Below are 16,742 nucleotides of genomic sequence, written 5' to 3' on the forward strand. Positions count from 1 at the left end.
CCGACTGCGGGCGTTCAACCGTACGGTGCGCGTCGGGCGCGTGTCCCCCGGGGTGTGGTCGGCACCCCTCAGCTGCGTCGATTCATCTGTGGTCAGTGGGACGCCGTCGCGGCCCCCCGGGTTGCCTCATGGGCAGATACGGGATGATGGGAACAAGGTCTCAGATTCCGCATCCCAGGTCCCAGCTTTTTCAGGGAGAACCCTTTTATGGCACCGCGCATCCTGCTCGCCCGGCACGGGCAGACGGAATGGTCCCTCAACGGCAGGCACACCGGCAGGACGGACATTCCGCTGCTCGACGCCGGACGCGAGGGGGCCAAGCTGCTCGGTGAGCGGCTGCACCGGGGGCCGTGGACGGAGCTCGACGGCCTGGAGGTGCGCACCAGCCCGCTCGTCCGGGCCGCCGAGACCTGCGAGCTGGCGGGCTTCGGCGACCGCGCCGAGCGGTGGGACGCGCTGATGGAGTGGGACTACGGGGCGTACGAGGGGATGACGCCGGCCGAGATCAAGGCGGGCCGTCCGGACTGGTTCATCTGGCGCGACGGGGTGCCGGAGGGCGAGAACACCGCCGAGGTGTCGGCCCGGGCCGACGAGATCGTGGAGTGGGCGCGCTCCGCCGACCGGGACGTCCTGGTCTTCGCCCATGGCCACATCCTCCGGGCGCTCGGCGCACGCTGGCTGGGCGAGGACATCGCCTTCGGCGCCCGCATCTGGCTGGCGCCGACGTCGCTGTCGGTGCTGGGGTGGGCGTACGGGGCCCCGGCGATCCAGAAATGGAACGACACGGGGCACCTTGAGCGGTGAGCCATGGGGTTCGGCCCGTCCGGGGCGCGGGGTTCCGTCCTCAAACGCCGGACGGGCTGGGGTCGGCCGGGCAGGCGGGCACGCTCGCGTAGCGGTCCAGGAAGTCGCGTACCGGGGAAGTCGCCCCCGTCCGGGGCCCCAGGGCCCCCACCGTGTCGTGGAGTATCGCGCGGATGCGGGAGGACTGGACCTCGTCCAGGAGGTCCAGGACCGCGTGGCCGGCCGCGGCCGCCTCCTCGGGGCGGCCCCCGCGGGCCAGGTCCCAGGTCAGCTCCGCGCGGTAGAGCGCGAGGTTCCGGGTGAAGTGGGAATCCTGGAGCCGGACCGCCCGCTCCGCGTGCCGCGCGGCCCTGGCCCAGTCGCCGAGCGCGGCCCAGCACTGGGCCTCCAGCATCTCCAGCTCCGCCTCGCGGAAGAAGCTCATCCACTCCGGGTCCGCCCCCGAAGGCCCCCGCGAGAACGCGGCATGCGCCCGCCCGAGCGCCCGCTCGCAGCCCGTACGGTCCCCGAGCCCCGCCCGGCCCCCCGCCTCCCGCAGCGCGAGCAGCGCCCGCAGCCGGGGCGAGCCCAGCGGCTCGGCGGCCCGCTGACCGGCCTCCGCCGCCCGCACCGCCTCACGCGGCCGCCCCGTGTCGCGGGCCAGGAAGGACACGTTGCAGAACGCGTGCGCCTCCAGCGCCGGATCACCGGCGACCCGCGCGGTGGCCAGCGCCTCCGCGTAATGCGAGCGGGCGTCCTCGAAGCGGCCCGAGTCATGGGCCAGCCAGCCCACCGAGATGGCCAGCTCACCGGCGCCGGAGTGCAGCCGGTCCGCCGTGGAGCGCCGGCTCACCGTCCCCGCGTCGAGCAGCGCGTAAGCCGCCCGCAGGGGCTGCGAGGCGCGCCGGTAGAGCCAGTCGCCGCCGTGCCGGTCGTCCAGCACCCGGATCTGCCGCACCGCCCGCTCGACGGCGCTCACCTCCGAATCGCCGACCCGGCGTTGCAGGGGCAGGGCGGCGGCCGGGCCGTTGAGGCCCAGCCCCAGGGAGACGGCCGCCACCGCGGTGGTGCCGCTCGTCATGAACACGCGACGCAGCACGTCGCTCTCCTCGTCGTCGCCACCGGGCTCCGGCGGCGGGGCAGTCGGGGGCGGGGCGTCCACCGCGGACCTGGCCGCCCGCCCGCGTACCGAAGCGCGGGGCGAGAAGCCCAGGTCCTCCAGGGTCGTCCCGGGGAACATGTGCAGGAAGACCCGCTCGTACGCGTAGTTGGGACAGCGGATCTCGCCGGACTCCACGCGCCCGATATAGCGGGCGTCGCACGCGACCTGCTCGCCGATCTCGCGAGCGGACCGGCGTACCGCGGCAGCGAACTCCCCGGCGGAGCGCGGACCGCGCAGCCGCCGGAAGGCGAGGTTGGGAACTGCCCGTGTCGACACCATGGCATGGCCCTCTCGGTGCGAGCCGGGCGACGTTTCCGGTGTCCCGGCGGAGCAAGAACGTACCCGCTGTGACGAGACGCACGCGGAGCGTTTCCGGATGAACCGGGCATCTCGTCCGCGATCCGCCATGAACTGCCACCCTTTGCGGCGGTGTCGCACCGTAGCCCTTGACGCCATCGGCGCGTTGGTCCCTGTGGAGACGGAATACGGCTCCGGCGATGAGAGGAGAGGTCCCTTGTTGCACACCGATCTGCCGAACGGCGGCACGGCGGCCGCCGACGAACCCTGTGACCTGGTGACCGTGCCGGCCCGGCAGGGCCTGGAGGCCGTGGACATCCTGCGCCGGGGCGCGGCGCGGGACGTCGTGGGCCCGGTCATCCACGACGGCACCTGCGACACCCTCGGTTTCCTGGTGCCGCCGGGCACCGCGCAGGGCTGGGACGTACCGGGCAGCGCCTGTACGCGGACCGACGGCCGGGGGCTGCGCATCCCCGCCGAGCCGCCGGTCTCCGGCAGCGGCTGGCTGCTGCCGCCCGCGGAGGACACCCCGGTCACCGACCCGGCCGTGCTGCGCGTCGCGCTCGACCAGGCGGCCCGGCTCATCGAGGCCGCCGACAACTGCCGCTGAGCCGCACCGTCCCGGCGCACCGATAATGGCCGGACGGCGGGCCGCGCGGATCGGCCCGTCCCGGACACGGTGAGCAGTGGGCAGGGGCGAGAAGCAGTGGCACGTCGAGGAGCGGCCGGCGACCGCAAGGGGCGCGCGGGCCGCGCGGCCCCGGAGAGCAACGTCTCCGAACCCGTGGAGGGCGGTCTCGCCGAACTCGTGCCCGACCGGGAGCGCCGGCGTGCCTGGACCCTGACGATCGACGGGGCCCCGCAGTCGCACGTCGACCTGGACGAACCGACGTACCTCTCCTTCGAGTACCAGCGCCGCATCGGCCACATCGCGGACCTCGTCGCGCCCGCCGGGCAGCCGCTGCACGTCGTGCACCTGGGCGGCGGGGCGTTCACGCTCGCCCGGTACATCGCCGCCACCCGCCCCCGGTCCACCCAGCAGATCATCGAGGTCGACGCGGCGCTCGTGCGGCTGGTCCGCCGCGAACTGCCGCTGGACCCGCAGGCCAGGATCCGGGTCAGGTCCACCGACGCCCGCGCGGGGCTCGGCAGGATCCAGGACGGCTGGGCCGACCTCGTCATCGCGGACGTCTTCAGCGGCGCCCGCACCCCGGCGCACCTGACCAGCACCGAATTCCTCGCCGAGGTGCGCAGGGTCCTGAAGCCCGGCGGGAGTTACGTCGCCAACCTCGCGGACGGGCCGCCGCTGGCCCATCTGCGCGCCCAGATCGCCACCGCCGCCACGGTCTTCCCCGAACTCGCGCTCGCCGCCGACCCCACGGTGTGGCGGGGCCGCCGCTTCGGCAACGCCGTCCTGCTCGCCTCCGACACCGCGTTGGAGATCGCCCAGCTGACCCGCCGGGTCGCGACCGACCCGCACCCCGGACGCGTCGAACACGGCCGCGCCCTCGCGGACTTCACCGGCGGCGCGGCCCCGGTGCACGACGCGGACGCCCGCCCGTCACCGCCGCCGCCCCCGGACGCCTTCCGCTGACCTCTTCTCCGTACGAGCTACGAGTTGACGATGTCCACCTGCGGCGCGTGGTCGTTCCAGGTGCAGAAGACGGAGACCGTCGTGCCGTCGTCCCGGGCGAAGTTGACCCGTATCCACGTCGTGTTGGACCACACCCGCATCGACCAGCCCGGTTCCGGGGTCGCCGAGACCAGCTCCGCCGAGGCGGCCCCGATCTCGAAGACGACCCGGCCGCCGTCGGTCGCGTAACTCCGGGCGTGCCCGGCCGCGGCGGTCGTCCCGGACGCCGGGCGCGGGGTGTTGGGCGCCGGGGTGCGGGACGGGGACGGCTTACGGGAAGCGGGCGCGGACGGCTTCGCGGTGGTGGCCCGGGGGCTGGGGGACGGCGAGGCCGAGGGGGCCGGGCGGTGCGTCGAGGACGTCAGGGGCTCCGTGCTCGGCGCCGCGACCGGCACCGCGCGCGGCGGGTCGTACACCGTGCCCGCGAGCACGGAGTGGACACCCCACCACGAGACCGTGACCGCCGCGCCGGTGGCGAGCGACCACGCCAGCGCGTGTACCAGACCTCGTTGCATCATCAACATCCTGCACCACGAACCAGGTGGACATGACACCCGGGCAGACCGGATGGCGTACGGTGCCGCCCATGCCCAGTGTGCTCGTGGTCGAGGACGACCAGTTTGTACGTTCCGCCCTCATCCGGCACCTGACGGAGGCCGGTCACACCGTACGGAGCGTCGGTACCGCGCTCGAAGCCTTGCGCGAAGTCGCCCACTTCCGCTTCGACGTGGTCATTCTCGATCTCGGGCTGCCCGATCTCGACGGATCCGAGGCCCTGAAGATGCTGCGCGGCATCACCGACGTGCCCGTCATCATCGCGACCGCCCGCGACGACGAGAGCGAGATCGTCCGGCTCCTCAACGACGGCGCCGACGACTACCTCACCAAGCCGTTCTCCGTGGAGCACCTGTCGGCCCGGATGGCCGCCGTGCTCCGCCGGGCCCGGGCCGCCGGCGGCGAGGCGCCGCCGCCGCGCGTCATCCAGGTCGGCGGGCTCTGCGTCGACCCGCTGCGCCGGCAGGCCGAACTCGACGGCACCGCACTCGACCTCACCCGCCGCGAGTTCGACCTGCTGGCCTTCCTCGCCGGGCGCCCCGGCGTCGTCGTGCCCCGCCGGGAACTCCTCGCCGAGGTCTGGCAGCAGTCCTACGGCGACGACCAGACCATCGACGTCCACCTCTCCTGGCTCCGCCGCAAGCTGGGCGAAACGGCCGCCCGGCCGCGCTATCTGCACACCCTGCGCGGCGTCGGCGTGAAGCTCCAGCCCCCGGCGCCGGAGCAGCCGGCATGAGATGGGCGCTGGTCAAGGTCTGCCTGGCCGTCACCGCCATGGTCGTCATCGCCTTCGCCGTGCCCCTGGGGCTCGTCGTCAAGGAGATGGCCCGCGACCGCGCGTTCTCCGACGCCGAACGGCAGGCCGCGACGATCGGGCCGACGCTCTCCATCACCACGGACCGGACCCAGCTGGAGAAGGCCGTCCTCACCACCGAACCGGGCGCCGCCGGGCGGATGGCCGTCCACGTCCCCGCCTCCGGCGAGCCCGACGGCATCGCGGTCGACATCGGCAAGGGCCGCGCCGCCCGCGAGGAGCTGGAGGCCGTACGCGTCTCGGGGCGCGCCACGATCACCGGGGTCGCCGGCGGCTCCGTGCTGCTCCAGCCGACCGCGGTGGGGCCCAGGGACGTCGCGGTGGTCGAGGTGTTCGTGCCCGAGGCCGCCGTGTCCCACGGGGTCACCACCGCCTGGCTGACGCTGGCCGCCGTCGGCGTCGCGCTGATCGTCGGCTCGGTCGCCGTGGCCGACCGCCTCGGCATCCGCATGGTCGGTCCCGCCCGCCGCCTCGCGGGCGCCGCCCACGACCTGGGGGAGGGGCGGCTCGGCACCCGCGTCCCCGAGGAGGGCCCCGACGAACTGCGCTCCGCGGCCGTCGCGTTCAACTCCATGGCCGACCAGGTCGTCCAGCTCCTCGCCAACGAACGCGAACTGGCCGCCGACCTCTCGCACCGGCTGCGCACGCCGCTCACCGTCCTCCGGCTGAACGCCGCCTCGCTCGGCGAGGGCCCCGCGGCCGAGCAGACCCGGGCGGCCGTCGAACAGCTGGAGCGCGAGGTCGACACGATCATCCGGACCGCCCGCGAGCAGCGCCCCCAGACCCAGCCGGGCGGCCCGGGCGCGGGCTGCGACGCCTCCGAGGTGATCCGCGAGCGGATGGCCTTCTGGTCCGCGCTGGCCGAGGACGAGGGCCGCGAGGTGCGCCTCGCCGGGGTGGACCGCACGGTACGCATCCCGGTCGCCCGGCCCGAACTGGCGGCCGCACTCGACGCCTTGCTCGGCAACGTCTTCCGGCACACCCCGGAGGGCACCGCCTTCGCGGTCGACGTGCACCACAGCGGTGACGCGGTGATCGTGCTGGTCTCGGACGCGGGCGGCGGGATCGCCGACCCGAAGGCGGCCCTGGCGCGCGGCGGGGCCCGGGACGCGGTGGGCTCGACCGGGCTCGGGCTCGACATCGTGCGCCGGGTCGCCGAGTCCACCGGGGGTGACGTGCGCATCGGCCGCTCGGTGCTGGGCGGCACGGAGGTCCGGGTCTGGATCGGGCTCGACGGACAGCGCCCGCAGGGCGGCGGACGGGGCCACCGGGTGGGCCGGCAGCGCCGCCGCCGGGGCGCGTCCCGCCCGAACCTTTAGCCCGGCCGATGCGCTCCTTAAGGCAGTCCTAAGAACCTCAACCCCGGTCCGCCTCGCCCCATTTGCCCGTTCCGCGGCCGCTAGCGTGCTCCCGCATCCCCCACTCCCGTACGACGAGGCAGGAACGCGATGGGCACCAGTACGCACCGGCGCACGATGGGCACCAGGACCAAGGTGATCGGCTCGGTCGTCGCCGCGGCGGTGATCGGCGGGACGGTGTTCGCCCTCACCGGGACGGCGCAGGCATCGGCGGTCGGCGCCGCGTACACCCGTACCAGCGGCTGGACCGGCGGCTACACCGGGCAGTACGTCGTCACCAACGACACCGGCTCGGCCAAGACCGACTGGACCCTCGAGTTCGACCTCCCGGCGGGCACGAGGCTCAGCTCGCTGTGGAACGGCGAGCAGACCGTCAGCGGCAACCACGTCACCGTCCGCCCCGCGAGCTGGAACAAGCAGCTGGCCGCCGGACAGTCCGTCACCGTCGGCTTCGTCGCCGCCTCCGACGGCACCGCGGCCGACCCCACCGGCTGCCTGATCGACGGCGCCAAGTGCTCCGTGGACCCCGGCGCCACCCCCGAACCCAGCGGCCGCCCGACCGAAACGGCCACCCCCACCCCCTCGGCCACCCCCACCGAGAAGCCCACCGGGACGGCGACCCCGACGCCGACGCCCACCCCCACCCCCACGAAGACCGACGACGGCGGCGGCACCGCGAGCGGCGCCCGCTTCGCCCCGTACGTGGACACCTCGCTCTACCCCGCGTACGACCTGGTCGACACCGCGAACAAGACCGGCGTCAAGCAGTTCAACCTCGCCTTCATCACCTCCGGCGGCAGCTGCGCCCCGCTCTGGGGCGGGGTCACCGGCCTCGGCGACGACCAGGTCGCCTCCCAGATCGGCGCCCTGCGCGCGGCCGGCGGCGACGTCCGGGTCTCCTTCGGTGGGGCCGCGGGGTCCGAACTGGCCCTGCGCTGCACCTCGGCCGCCGACCTCGCCGCCGCGTACGGCAAGGTCGTCGACGCGTACAAGCTGACCAAGGTCGACTTCGACATCGAGGGCGGCGCGCTCCCCGACACGGCCGCCAACACCCGCCGCTCGCAGGCCATCGCGCAGCTCCAGAAGGCGCACCCCGGCCTGGACGTGTCCTTCACGCTCCCCGTGATGCCCGAGGGCCTGACCCAGCCCGGCGTCGACCTGATCGCGGACGCGAAGAAGAACGGTGTGGACGTCGGCGCCGTCAACATCATGGCGATGGACTACGGCGCCTCCTACAGCGGCGACATGGGCACGTACGCCATCCAGGCCGCCACCGCCACGCAGGCCCAGATCAAGGGCGTGCTCGGGCTCTCCGACGCCGACGCGTGGAAGGCCGTCGCCGTCACCCCGATGATCGGCGTCAACGACGTCAGCACCGAGGTCTTCAAGGTCGAGGACGCCACCCAGCTCGTCGCCTTCGCGAAGGAGAAGGGCCTCGCCTGGCTCGCGATGTGGTCGGGCACCCGGGACAAGGAGTGCGCGGGCGGCGCCAAGCCCACCGCGGACGCCTCGTGCAGCTCGATCACCCAGGAACCGCTCGCCTTCACCAAGGCGTTCGGCGCCTACAAGTAGGACCACCGAGGACCACACCCCCTCCGCGCACCCCGGCCCGGCCCCCCTTTCCCCCACCCCCGGCCGGGGTGCGCGCCCCACTGCCCCCGGCCGGGTCGAGCACCCCCCTTCCTCCCGGCCGGGGGCGCACTCCTGTCCGCGATCCGCTACCCGCGCGCCCGGTTCACCGCCGACAGCACCGCCGCCACGGACGCGGCCACGCCCGAGGCGTCCCGGCCCGCGCCCCAGCGCTCCTCGCCGCCGACCCGGCAGCGGGCGTACGCGGTCGTCGTCCCGGCGCCGTCCGGGTGCTGCTCCGACAGTTCGAGGACGGCCGCCTCCACCCCGGCCGCCGCCAGCGCGTCCGCGAACGCCGTGACCGGGCCGGTGCCCGTCCCCTCGTAATCGCCCTCCCGGTCGTCCACGCGCAGCGTGCAGACGAAGCGGTGCTCTCCGGCCGGGCCGGTCTGCGCCGACCAGGAGGCGAGGGCGACCCCGCCGTCCCGCCCGGGGACCAGATACGCGGCCTCGAAGAGGTTCCACAGGTCCTTCCCGGTGGCCTCGGCGCCGCTGTCGTCGGTCGCCTCCTGGACCGTACGGGAGAACTCCGCCCGCATCCCGGCCGGCAGGTCCACCCCGTGGCCGGTGCGCAGCAGATGGGCGATGCCGCCCTTGCCCGACTGCGAGTTGACCCGGATGACGGCCTCGTACGTACGCCCCACGTCGGCCGGGTCGATCGGCAGGTACGGCACCTCCCACAGCTCCGACGCGCTGTCCGCGCGGCGGGCGAACCCCTTGCTGATGGCGTCCTGGTGGGTGCCGGAGAACGCGGTGTAGACCAGGTCCCCGCCGTACGGATGGCGCGGCGGCACCGGCAGCCGGTTGCAGTGCTCGACCGTGCGGCGGATCTCGTCGATGTCCGAGAAGTCGATCATCGGGTCGACGCCCTGGGCGTGCAGGTTGAGCGCCAGGTTGACCAGGTCCACGTTGCCGGTGCGCTCCCCGTTGCCGAACAGGCAGCCCTCCACCCGCTGGGCGCCCGCCAGCACCGCCAGCTCCGCGCAGGCCACGCCCGTGCCCCGGTCGTTGTGCGGGTGCACGGAGAGGATCACCGCGTCCCGCCGGGCCAGGTGGCGGTGCATGTACTCGATCTGGTCCGCGTAGACGTTGGGCGTGGCGATCTCCACGGTGGCCGGCAGGTTGTGGACGACCGGCCGGTCCGGCGAGGCGTCCCACAGCTCGGTCAGGCTGTCGCAGATCTCCAGGATGTAGTCGGGCTCGGTCAGGTTGAAGACCTCGGGCGAGAACTGGAACCGGATGTCGGCGCCCGGCCTGGCCCGCGCCAGCCGGTCCATCCGCCGGGCCGCGTCGAGCACCACGCCGTGCACCTCGGCCCGGTCGCGGCCGAGGACCACCTCGCGCCAGACGGGGGCGGTCGCGATGTAGAGGTGGACGACGACGCGGTCCAGGCCCGCCACGGACGCGAAGGTCCGGTCGATCAGGTCCGGCTTGGCGGGCGTGAAGACGACCACGGTGACGTCGTCGGGGACCGCCCCGCTCGTGGCCAGGTGGCGTACGAAGTCGAAGTCGGTGCGGCTCGCGGACGGGTAGCCGACCTCGATCTCCTTGAAGCCCATCGCCACCAGCAGGTCGAACATCCGCCGCTTGCGCGGGGTGTCCATCGGCTCCGCCAGCGCCTGGTTGCCGTCCCGCAGGTCGACCGGCACCCACAGCGGGGCGCGTTCGATACGGGCCTGCGGCCAGCTCCGCCCGGTCAGCGGGACCGCGACCCGGTCGAACGCGGAGCGGTAGCGGTGCGAGGGCATGGAGCTGGAGCGTTGCCGGTTCCAGCGGGGGGCCGCCCGGGGGACCGGGCCGCGGGGCGTGCAGATGGTCGGGAAGCTGTGCATCGGGGACCGGGCGTCGGACGTGGCCGCGGACATGGACTCGGGCATGAACGGTGTCTCTTCTCGCATCGCCGGATGCGACCGGCCCAGCACGGCACCCCGCGGCGGGGTGCCGATCGCTTCAGGCCCCGCCGCGGCAGCCGAGAAGGAGGAGACCGCGGTACGTCATGGGCGGTACAGTAACCAGAAGCCAACCCCTCAGACAACCTGACAGGTGAACGACGTGTCCCCGCTCGGCCCCCTCCGCCCCAGCCCCCTCGTAGAACAGGCGACCAGCCATCTGCGCACGCAGATCACCGAGGGGCACTGGCCGGTCGGCACGAAGCTCCCCGGCGAGACGACCCTCGCCCGCGAGCTGGGCGTGGGCCGCTCCACGGTCCGCGAGGCGGTCCGTACGCTCGCCACGCTCGGACTCCTCCAGTCCCGCCAGGGCGCCGGCGTCTTCGTCGTCGCGGACCACGTCACGGAGGAGTGGCCGGTACGGCTGCGCCGGGCGTCGGTCACCGACGTCTACGAGGTCCGCATGCTCATCGAGGTCCAGGCCGCCCGCCTCGCCGCCCGCCGCCGCACCGACGAGGACCTGACCGCCCTCGACGCGGCGCTCACGGCCCGGCTGAGGGCGGGCGAGGGCGTGGACGACGCGGACTTCGTGGACGCGGACATCGCGGTGCACCGGGCGGTCGTGGCCGCCGCGCACAACCCGGTCCTCACCGACCTCTTCGCCGAGTTCGTCCCGGCCCTCCGCCAGGCCCTCATCGACCTCGTGGACCTGCTCGGCCTCCGCCGCCAGGACCCCCACCACGGCCACCCGGGCCACCACGCCCTGGTCACCGCCGTCGTCGCGGGCGATCCGGAGGCGGCGGCGCGCGCGGCGCAGGAGGAGCTGGAGTCCACGCTGTCCCGGCTGCGCGGGGCCTGACGCCGGAGCGCTCCCCTCCCGCCACCATCCGGACCCCGGCTTCGGGCAAAGAACGCGCGGGTCCGGATCCGCGCCCCCTCCGCGCCATGGCCCGTTCACTTCCCGGCGGGGCCCCCGGGGCTCCGGCGGACTGTTTCCGGCCCGTGCCGGAAAACCGGCGTCGCAGCCTGTTTTCCGCCGGGGGTCAATCAAGATCCATTGTCAACCCGCCCCCCACCTGCGGGAATTCGGAATCGCGAGCCACGCCGCAACGCCGCGCACCGCTTTGGCAAGCCTTCGGCCGGACACGGTCTCGTGACTTGCAGGACACGCTCGCGCAACGGAAGCGTCTTCAACTCTTGACACCCACCCCCCGAAGGCAGCAATCTTCCGACATCGACGCATGGGAGCGCTCCCACATCACACGAGGATTTCTCGGGTGAACGGCACTGCCCGTGTACTCCCCCAAACCCATCCGGCACCCGCACTCACCAGCGCGTATGCCACGCAGTGAGCCAGTCCCACCCTGGAACAAGGAGTAGTGGAATGCGTATCACCCGCACCGTCGCCGGCCGCGGCCGCAGAGTCGCGGTCCTGGCCACCACGGGCCTGACCGCTTCGGCGCTGCTGCTGACCGGCTGCAGCAGCGACGACTCCGATTCGAACGAGTCCTCCGGCGCCAACGGGAAGATCACGCTGACCGTCGCCGACTTCGGCCAGTTCGGCTACAAGGAAGCCGGTCTCTTCGCCAAGTACCACGAGCTGCACCCGAACATCACGGTGAAGGAAGACACCACCGCCGATGAGAAGGTCTACTACCCGAAGCTGCTCCAGCAGCTGAACTCGGGCAGCGGCCTCGCCGACGTCCAGGGTCTTGAGGTCGGCCGCATCAAGGAGCTCGTCGACACCAAGGCGGACCAGTTCGCCGACCTGAGCAAGGTCATCGACGTCAACGAGTTCGTGTCGTGGAAGGAGAAGCAGGCCACCACGGCCGACGGCAAGGTGATCGGCGCGGGCACCGACATCGGCCCGATGTCGCTCTGCTACAACACCGAGCTGTTCAAGAAGGCCGGTCTGCCGACCGACCGCAAGGAGGTCGCCGCCAAGATCTCCGGCGGCTGGGAGGACTACCTCAAGCTCGGTGAGGAGTACAAGAAGAAGGCCCCCGCGGGCACGTACTTCATGGACTCCGCCAGCGCCATGTACAACGCCGTCGTCAGCTCCAACGCGAAGCAGTACTACGACGAGAGCGGCAAGGCGATCTACAAGGACAGCCCCAGCGTCCAGCAGGGCTGGAACCTGGCGGCCGAGGCCGCGGACAAGAAGCTGACCCAGGGCCTCGCCCAGTTCAGCGACCCGTGGAAGGCCGCGCTCCGCAAGAGCACCATGGCCACCGTGGTCTGCCCCGCCTGGATGGCCGGCCAGATCTCCGTGAACGCCGGTGACGCCAACAAGGGCAAGTGGGACATCACCACCGCCCCCGGTTCCACCGCGGCCAACTGGGGCGGCTCCTTCCTCGGCGTCCCGAAGTCCGGCAAGAACGTCGACGAGGCCGCCAAGCTCGTCAAGTGGCTGACCGCCCCCGAGCAGCAGGCCGCCGTCTTCAAGGCGATCGGTTCCTTCCCGTCCAACAAGGGCGCGTACGAGCTGGCCGACGTGAAGTCCGCGACCCTGCCGTACTTCAACGACGCCCCGATCGGCCAGATCTACGCCGACGAGGCCAAGTCGATCCCCGAGACGATCCTCGGCCCGAAGGACGCGGCCATCAAGGACACCATCTCCACCCAGATCAACAACATGGAGCAGCGCGGCACCAAGCCGGCCGACGCGTGGGAGGCGGCGACCAAGTCGATCGACAAGGTGATCGGCTGACGTTCGCCAGGGCGTGTCCGGCCTCCTGATCCGCCGGACCCGCCCGGGCGCGGGCGGCCCCTCCCCGGGCCGCCCGCACCCGCGTGTTCCTGAGGGGTGCGGCGCAACGGCCCAGCCATCCCCGTACCCGGGTAACTCAAGCAAATCCAGGGAAGGACTCCCGCTCGTGGCCACCTCGACTCCCACCCGGGACGCATACGCGCCGCCACCCCGCGGCTCCCAGCACAAACCGGTGGACGCCCGCCGGCAGACCTGGCGCAGCCGGATCTGGCGGTTCGACGACAAGGCGTCCCCGTACGCCTACATAGCCCCGTTCTTCCTCGTCTTCGGCGCCTTCGGGCTCTACCCGCTGCTCTACACCGGCTGGATCGCCCTGCACCGGGTCGAGATGACCGGCATGGACCAGATGGAGTGGGTCGGCTGGGAGAACTTCGACAAGATCCTGCACGACGCCGAGTTCTGGACGGCCGTCAGCAACACCTTCCTGATCGGCGTCATCTCGGTCGTCCCGCAGCTGCTCGTCGCGCTCGGCCTGGCCCACCTGCTCAACTACAAGCTGCGGGCCAGCACCTTCTGGCGCACGGTCATCCTCACTCCGTACGCGACCTCCGTGGCCTCCGCCGCCCTCGTCTTCGCCCTGGTCTTCCGGGCCGACGGCGGTCTGCTCAACTGGGTGCTGCACTTCGTCGGCCTCGGCGACACGAACTGGGCCAACGGCCACTGGACGTCCAAGATCGCCATCGCGGTCATCGTGATCTGGCGCTGGACCGGCTACAACGCCCTGATCTACCTGGCCGCCATGCAGGCCGTGCCGTCCGACCTGTACGAGGCCGCCTCGCTCGACGGCGCCTCGCGCTGGCAGCAGTTCCGCAAGGTGACCATCCCGTCGCTGCGGCCCACGATCCTCTTCACGATCGTTATCTCGACCATCGGATCGATGCAGCTGTTCGGTGAGCCCCTGCTGCTCGAAGGCGGCACCCTCGGCCAGACCGGCGGCAACGAGAATCAGTACGAGACCCTCAGCGTCTACCTCTACAACTACGGCTGGAACCTGGGGCACCTCGGTCCGGCCGCCGCAGTGGCCTGGGCGATGCTCGCCCTCCTGCTGATCATCGCCGCGGTCAACTGGCTCATCGGCCGCTTCGTACGCAAATCCGCGGTCTGACCGGGAGCGATATCCAATGACCCTCACCAGCCCCACCAAAGTCTCGGAGCCCGGCCTCCCGGCGCGTTCCGTCCACCGCGCACCGAAGCGGCCCAGCCGCTTCCGGCCCGGTGCCGGGCAGCAGCTGAAGGGCGGCCCGTTCGCTTACGCCGCCCTGGCCGTCATCGGCATCGGCTCGCTGCTGCCGCTGTACTGGACCCTCGTGGCCGCGTCCCACACCCAGGACGAGGTGCTGGCCACCACCCCGCCGTTCCTGCCGGGCGGACGCCTCATCCACAACCTCGACGCCGCGTGGAACCAGGCCCACCTGGGCAAGGCGATCGTCAACAGCGTCATCGTGTCCGGCTGCATCACCGTGGCGACGCTCTTCTTCTGCACCCTGGCCGGCTACGCCTTCGCCAAGATGCGCTTCCGCGGCCGGAACATCCTGATGACCGGCGTCATCCTGACCCTGACGATCCCGCCGCAGCTCAGCGTCGTCCCGCTGTTCATGATGATGTCCGACATCGGCTGGGGCGGGGACCTGGAAGCGGTGATCTTCCCGACCCTGGTCAGCGCCTTCGGTGTGTTCTTCATGCGCCAGTACCTCATGGAGGCGCTGCCGTACGAGCTGATCGAGGCCGCCAAGATCGACGGCGCGAACAACTTCCGCATCGTGCTGAGCGTGGTGCTGCCGGTGGCCCGCCCCGCGATGATGGTGCTCGGCATGCTCACCTTCGTCCAGGCGTGGAACGACTTCTTCTGGCCCTACCTCGCCCTGAGCCAGGAGAACCCCACCCTTCAGGTGGCCCTCGGCCAGCTCAGTGCCTCGTACACCCCCGACACGAGCATCGTGATGGCCGGCGCGCTGATCAGCACCCTGCCGCTGCTCGTGGTGTTCGTGATCTTCGGCAAGCAGATCGTCGGCGGCATCATGTCCGGTGCCGTCAAGGGCTGACCACCCGCTCGCCGCTTCTCCGTCACGGAGCCGTACGGTCCCGACCGCCCCGTGGACCGTACGGGCTCCGTAGCCCCACCCGTCAACGCCCCTGTCCTTCACACCCCCTGGGAGCGCTCCCGCATGACTGCCGTACGACCTGACATCGCCCCGAAGCCGGCGCCCGAGGCCACCACCACGTTCCCCACGGGCTTCGTCTGGGGAGCGGCCACCGCCGCCTACCAGGTCGAGGGTGCCGCCGCCGAGGACGGGCGCACGCCCTCCATCTGGGACACCTTCAGCCGTACCCCCGGCAAGGTCCGCAACGGCGACACCGGCGACATCGCCGCCGACCACTACCACCGGTACCGCGACGACGTGGCCCTGATGAAGCAGCTGGGGCTGAAGGCGTACCGCTTCTCCATCTCCTGGTCCCGGGTCCAGCCCACCGGCCGCGGCCCCGCCGTCCAGCGCGGGCTCGACTTCTACCGCAAGCTCGTCGACGAGCTGCTCGAGGCCGGGATCAAGCCCGTCGCCACCCTCTACCACTGGGACCTGCCGCAGGAGCTGGAGGACGCGGGCGGCTGGCCGGAGCGCGCCACCGCCGAGCGGTTCGCGGACTACACCGCGATCATGGCCGGCGCCCTCGGCGACCGCGTCGGTACGTGGACCACCTTCAACGAGCCGTGGTGCTCGGCCTTCCTCGGCTACGGCTCCGGGGTGCACGCCCCCGGCCGCACCGAGGCGGCCTCCGCCCTCCGGGCGGCCCACCACCTCAACCTCGCCCATGGCCGGGCGATCGAGGTTCTGCGCGGGCAACTCCCCGCTGCCGCGCAGACCTCGGTCACCCTCAATCTCCACCAGGTCCGCCCGCTGACGCCGAGCCCCGAGGACGCGGACGCCGCCCGCCGCATCGACGCGGTCGGCAACCGGGTCTTCACCGGCCCGATGCTGCACGGCGCCTACCCGGAGGACCTGCTCACGGACACCGCGCACATCGTGGACTGGTCGAAGCTGGTCCAGGACGGCGACCTGGAGGCCATCGCGCGCCCGGTCGACGTCCTCGGCATCAACTACTACACGCCGACCCTGGTCTCCACGCCCGCCGAGGGCGCGGGGGACACCCGCAACGACGGCCACGGCGCGAGCGACTACTCGCCCTGGCCCGGCTCCGAGCACGTCGCCTTCCACCTCGCCGACGGCAAGCCGACCACCGCCATGAACTGGTCCATCGACCCCAACGGGCTCTACAACCTGCTCATGGACGTCACCCGTGAGCACCCCGGTATCCCGCTCATGGTCACCGAGAACGGTGCCGCCTTCGACGACTACGTCTCGCCCGAGGGCCGGGTCCAGGACCCCGAGCGCATCGCCTACCTGCACGGCCACCTCGACGCCGTGCGGCGCGCGGTGGCCGACGGCGCGGACGTGCGCGGCTACTTCCTCTGGTCGCTGATGGACAACTTCGAGTGGGCGTACGGCTATTCGAAGCGGTTCGGCGCGGTGTACGTCGACTACGCCACCCAGCGCCGCATCCCGAAGGCGAGTGCCCACTGGTACGCCGACGTGATCCGCCGCCACGGCCTCCCGCCGCTGGAGGACCGCGCCTGATCGCGTCCCCAGCCTCCTCCCGAGACCCGGCATCCGTGCCGGGTCTCGGCCCATTCGCCCCCCGGCCTGTGCGTTCCGCTTGACCACGCGCGTAGAGTGGGAGCGCTCCCATAAATGGAGCGGGGGAGCGGCCGACCGGTCCCGCAGAGTGTCAAGGGAACCAACGCCAGGACTTGGTTTGGTTATCCGACTGTGAGAAATTGACCGCGAACGGGAGGCA

General features: G+C 72.3%; 14 protein-coding genes. 11 read left to right on the top strand and 3 right to left on the bottom strand.

The window, feature by feature from the left end:
- The first annotated feature begins 207 nt into the window (after window positions 1-207).
- Entirely contained in the window at window positions 208-804 is a 597-nt protein-coding gene (locus tag NEH16_RS20590; protein WP_265544256.1) for a histidine phosphatase family protein, read from the top strand.
- Between the two features lie 40 nt (window positions 805-844).
- Here NEH16_RS20590 and NEH16_RS20595 read toward each other — a convergent pair whose 3' ends face one another.
- Window positions 845-2,224 (bottom strand): tetratricopeptide repeat protein, encoded by a 1,380-nt coding sequence (locus NEH16_RS20595; RefSeq protein WP_265544257.1) that lies wholly within the window; start codon window positions 2,222-2,224, stop codon window positions 845-847.
- Between the two features lie 238 nt (window positions 2,225-2,462).
- Between NEH16_RS20595 and NEH16_RS20600 the strand changes: the two genes are divergently transcribed.
- Together NEH16_RS20600 and NEH16_RS20605 are read left to right on the top strand one after the other, a co-directional pair.
- Window positions 2,463-2,852 (top strand): hypothetical protein, encoded by a 390-nt coding sequence (locus tag NEH16_RS20600; protein WP_073965068.1) that lies wholly within the window; start codon window positions 2,463-2,465, stop codon window positions 2,850-2,852.
- A gap of 96 nt (window positions 2,853-2,948) precedes the next feature.
- Complete coding sequence (locus NEH16_RS20605) at window positions 2,949-3,836, top strand: spermidine synthase (protein ID WP_265544258.1); 888 nt, start codon at window positions 2,949-2,951, stop codon at window positions 3,834-3,836.
- A gap of 17 nt (window positions 3,837-3,853) precedes the next feature.
- On the opposite strand, the gene NEH16_RS20610 is transcribed toward NEH16_RS20605, so the two are convergent.
- Window positions 3,854-4,393 (bottom strand): hypothetical protein, encoded by a 540-nt coding sequence (locus NEH16_RS20610; protein ID WP_265544259.1) that lies wholly within the window; start codon window positions 4,391-4,393, stop codon window positions 3,854-3,856.
- 68 nt (window positions 4,394-4,461) lie between these two features.
- Here NEH16_RS20610 and NEH16_RS20615 point away from each other — a divergent pair, with 68 nt between their 5' ends.
- From NEH16_RS20615 to NEH16_RS20625, 3 genes are all read left to right on the top strand, one after another.
- On the top strand, window positions 4,462-5,166 hold the full coding sequence (locus NEH16_RS20615) for a response regulator transcription factor (protein ID WP_073965070.1): 705 nt from the start codon (window positions 4,462-4,464) through the stop codon (window positions 5,164-5,166).
- Window positions 5,163-6,563, top strand: a complete 1,401-nt coding sequence (locus NEH16_RS20620) for a HAMP domain-containing sensor histidine kinase (RefSeq protein ID WP_265544260.1) — start codon at window positions 5,163-5,165, stop codon at window positions 6,561-6,563. The genes NEH16_RS20615 and NEH16_RS20620 overlap by 4 nt, the downstream gene beginning before the upstream one ends.
- A gap of 129 nt (window positions 6,564-6,692) precedes the next feature.
- Window positions 6,693-8,174 carry a glycoside hydrolase family 18 protein gene (locus tag NEH16_RS20625; RefSeq protein ID WP_265544261.1) on the top strand — a complete coding sequence of 494 codons (1,482 nt, stop codon included), beginning with the start codon at window positions 6,693-6,695 and terminating at the stop codon, window positions 8,172-8,174.
- A gap of 146 nt (window positions 8,175-8,320) precedes the next feature.
- On the opposite strand, the gene NEH16_RS20630 is transcribed toward NEH16_RS20625, so the two are convergent.
- Window positions 8,321-10,108: a 2-isopropylmalate synthase gene (locus tag NEH16_RS20630; RefSeq protein WP_265547286.1), complete on the bottom strand. Its 1,788-nt coding sequence runs from the start codon at window positions 10,106-10,108 to the stop codon at window positions 8,321-8,323.
- A gap of 175 nt (window positions 10,109-10,283) precedes the next feature.
- Here NEH16_RS20630 and NEH16_RS20635 point away from each other — a divergent pair, with 175 nt between their 5' ends.
- The 5 genes from NEH16_RS20635 to NEH16_RS20655 all read left to right on the top strand — a co-directional run bounded on the left by NEH16_RS20635 (window position 10,284) and on the right by NEH16_RS20655 (window position 16,522).
- A complete protein-coding gene (locus NEH16_RS20635) occupies window positions 10,284-10,979 on the top strand; it encodes a FadR/GntR family transcriptional regulator (protein ID WP_265547287.1) in 696 nt (231 codons plus the stop codon).
- A gap of 525 nt (window positions 10,980-11,504) precedes the next feature.
- Window positions 11,505-12,830 carry an ABC transporter substrate-binding protein gene (locus NEH16_RS20640; RefSeq protein WP_265544262.1) on the top strand — a complete coding sequence of 442 codons (1,326 nt, stop codon included), beginning with the start codon at window positions 11,505-11,507 and terminating at the stop codon, window positions 12,828-12,830.
- Between the two features lie 166 nt (window positions 12,831-12,996).
- Entirely contained in the window at window positions 12,997-13,995 is a 999-nt protein-coding gene (locus NEH16_RS20645) for a carbohydrate ABC transporter permease (protein ID WP_073965076.1), read from the top strand.
- Between the two features lie 16 nt (window positions 13,996-14,011).
- The gene (locus NEH16_RS20650; RefSeq protein ID WP_073965077.1) at window positions 14,012-14,932 is read left to right on the top strand and encodes a carbohydrate ABC transporter permease; all 921 of its coding nucleotides are present in this window, start codon (window positions 14,012-14,014) and stop codon (window positions 14,930-14,932) included.
- A 123-nt stretch (window positions 14,933-15,055) separates the two neighbouring features.
- A complete protein-coding gene (locus NEH16_RS20655; RefSeq protein WP_073965078.1) occupies window positions 15,056-16,522 on the top strand; it encodes a GH1 family beta-glucosidase in 1,467 nt (488 codons plus the stop codon).
- Window positions 16,523-16,742: the final 220 nt, after the last annotated feature.

The sequence above is a fragment of the Streptomyces drozdowiczii genome (genome assembly GCF_026167665.1).
GTDB classification, from domain to species: domain Bacteria; phylum Actinomycetota; class Actinomycetes; order Streptomycetales; family Streptomycetaceae; genus Streptomyces; species Streptomyces drozdowiczii_A.

Excerpts from the sequence above, each read along its gene's own strand:
- NEH16_RS20650 (WP_073965077.1), top strand. The coding sequence starts at position 14,012 with ATGACCCTCACCAGCCCCACCAAAGTCTCGGAGCCCGGCCTCCCGGCG.
- NEH16_RS20610 (WP_265544259.1), bottom strand. The coding sequence starts at position 4,393 with ATGATGCAACGAGGTCTGGTACACGCGCTGGCGTGGTCGCTCGCCACC.
- NEH16_RS20655 (WP_073965078.1), top strand. The coding sequence starts at position 15,056 with ATGACTGCCGTACGACCTGACATCGCCCCGAAGCCGGCGCCCGAGGCC.
- NEH16_RS20640 (WP_265544262.1), top strand. The coding sequence starts at position 11,505 with ATGCGTATCACCCGCACCGTCGCCGGCCGCGGCCGCAGAGTCGCGGTC.
- NEH16_RS20620 (WP_265544260.1), top strand. The coding sequence starts at position 5,163 with ATGAGATGGGCGCTGGTCAAGGTCTGCCTGGCCGTCACCGCCATGGTC.
- NEH16_RS20630 (WP_265547286.1), bottom strand. The coding sequence starts at position 10,108 with ATGCCCGAGTCCATGTCCGCGGCCACGTCCGACGCCCGGTCCCCGATG.
- NEH16_RS20615 (WP_073965070.1), top strand. The coding sequence starts at position 4,462 with ATGCCCAGTGTGCTCGTGGTCGAGGACGACCAGTTTGTACGTTCCGCC.
- NEH16_RS20595 (WP_265544257.1), bottom strand. The coding sequence starts at position 2,224 with ATGGTGTCGACACGGGCAGTTCCCAACCTCGCCTTCCGGCGGCTGCGC.
- NEH16_RS20625 (WP_265544261.1), top strand. The coding sequence starts at position 6,693 with ATGGGCACCAGTACGCACCGGCGCACGATGGGCACCAGGACCAAGGTG.
- NEH16_RS20590 (WP_265544256.1), top strand. The coding sequence starts at position 208 with ATGGCACCGCGCATCCTGCTCGCCCGGCACGGGCAGACGGAATGGTCC.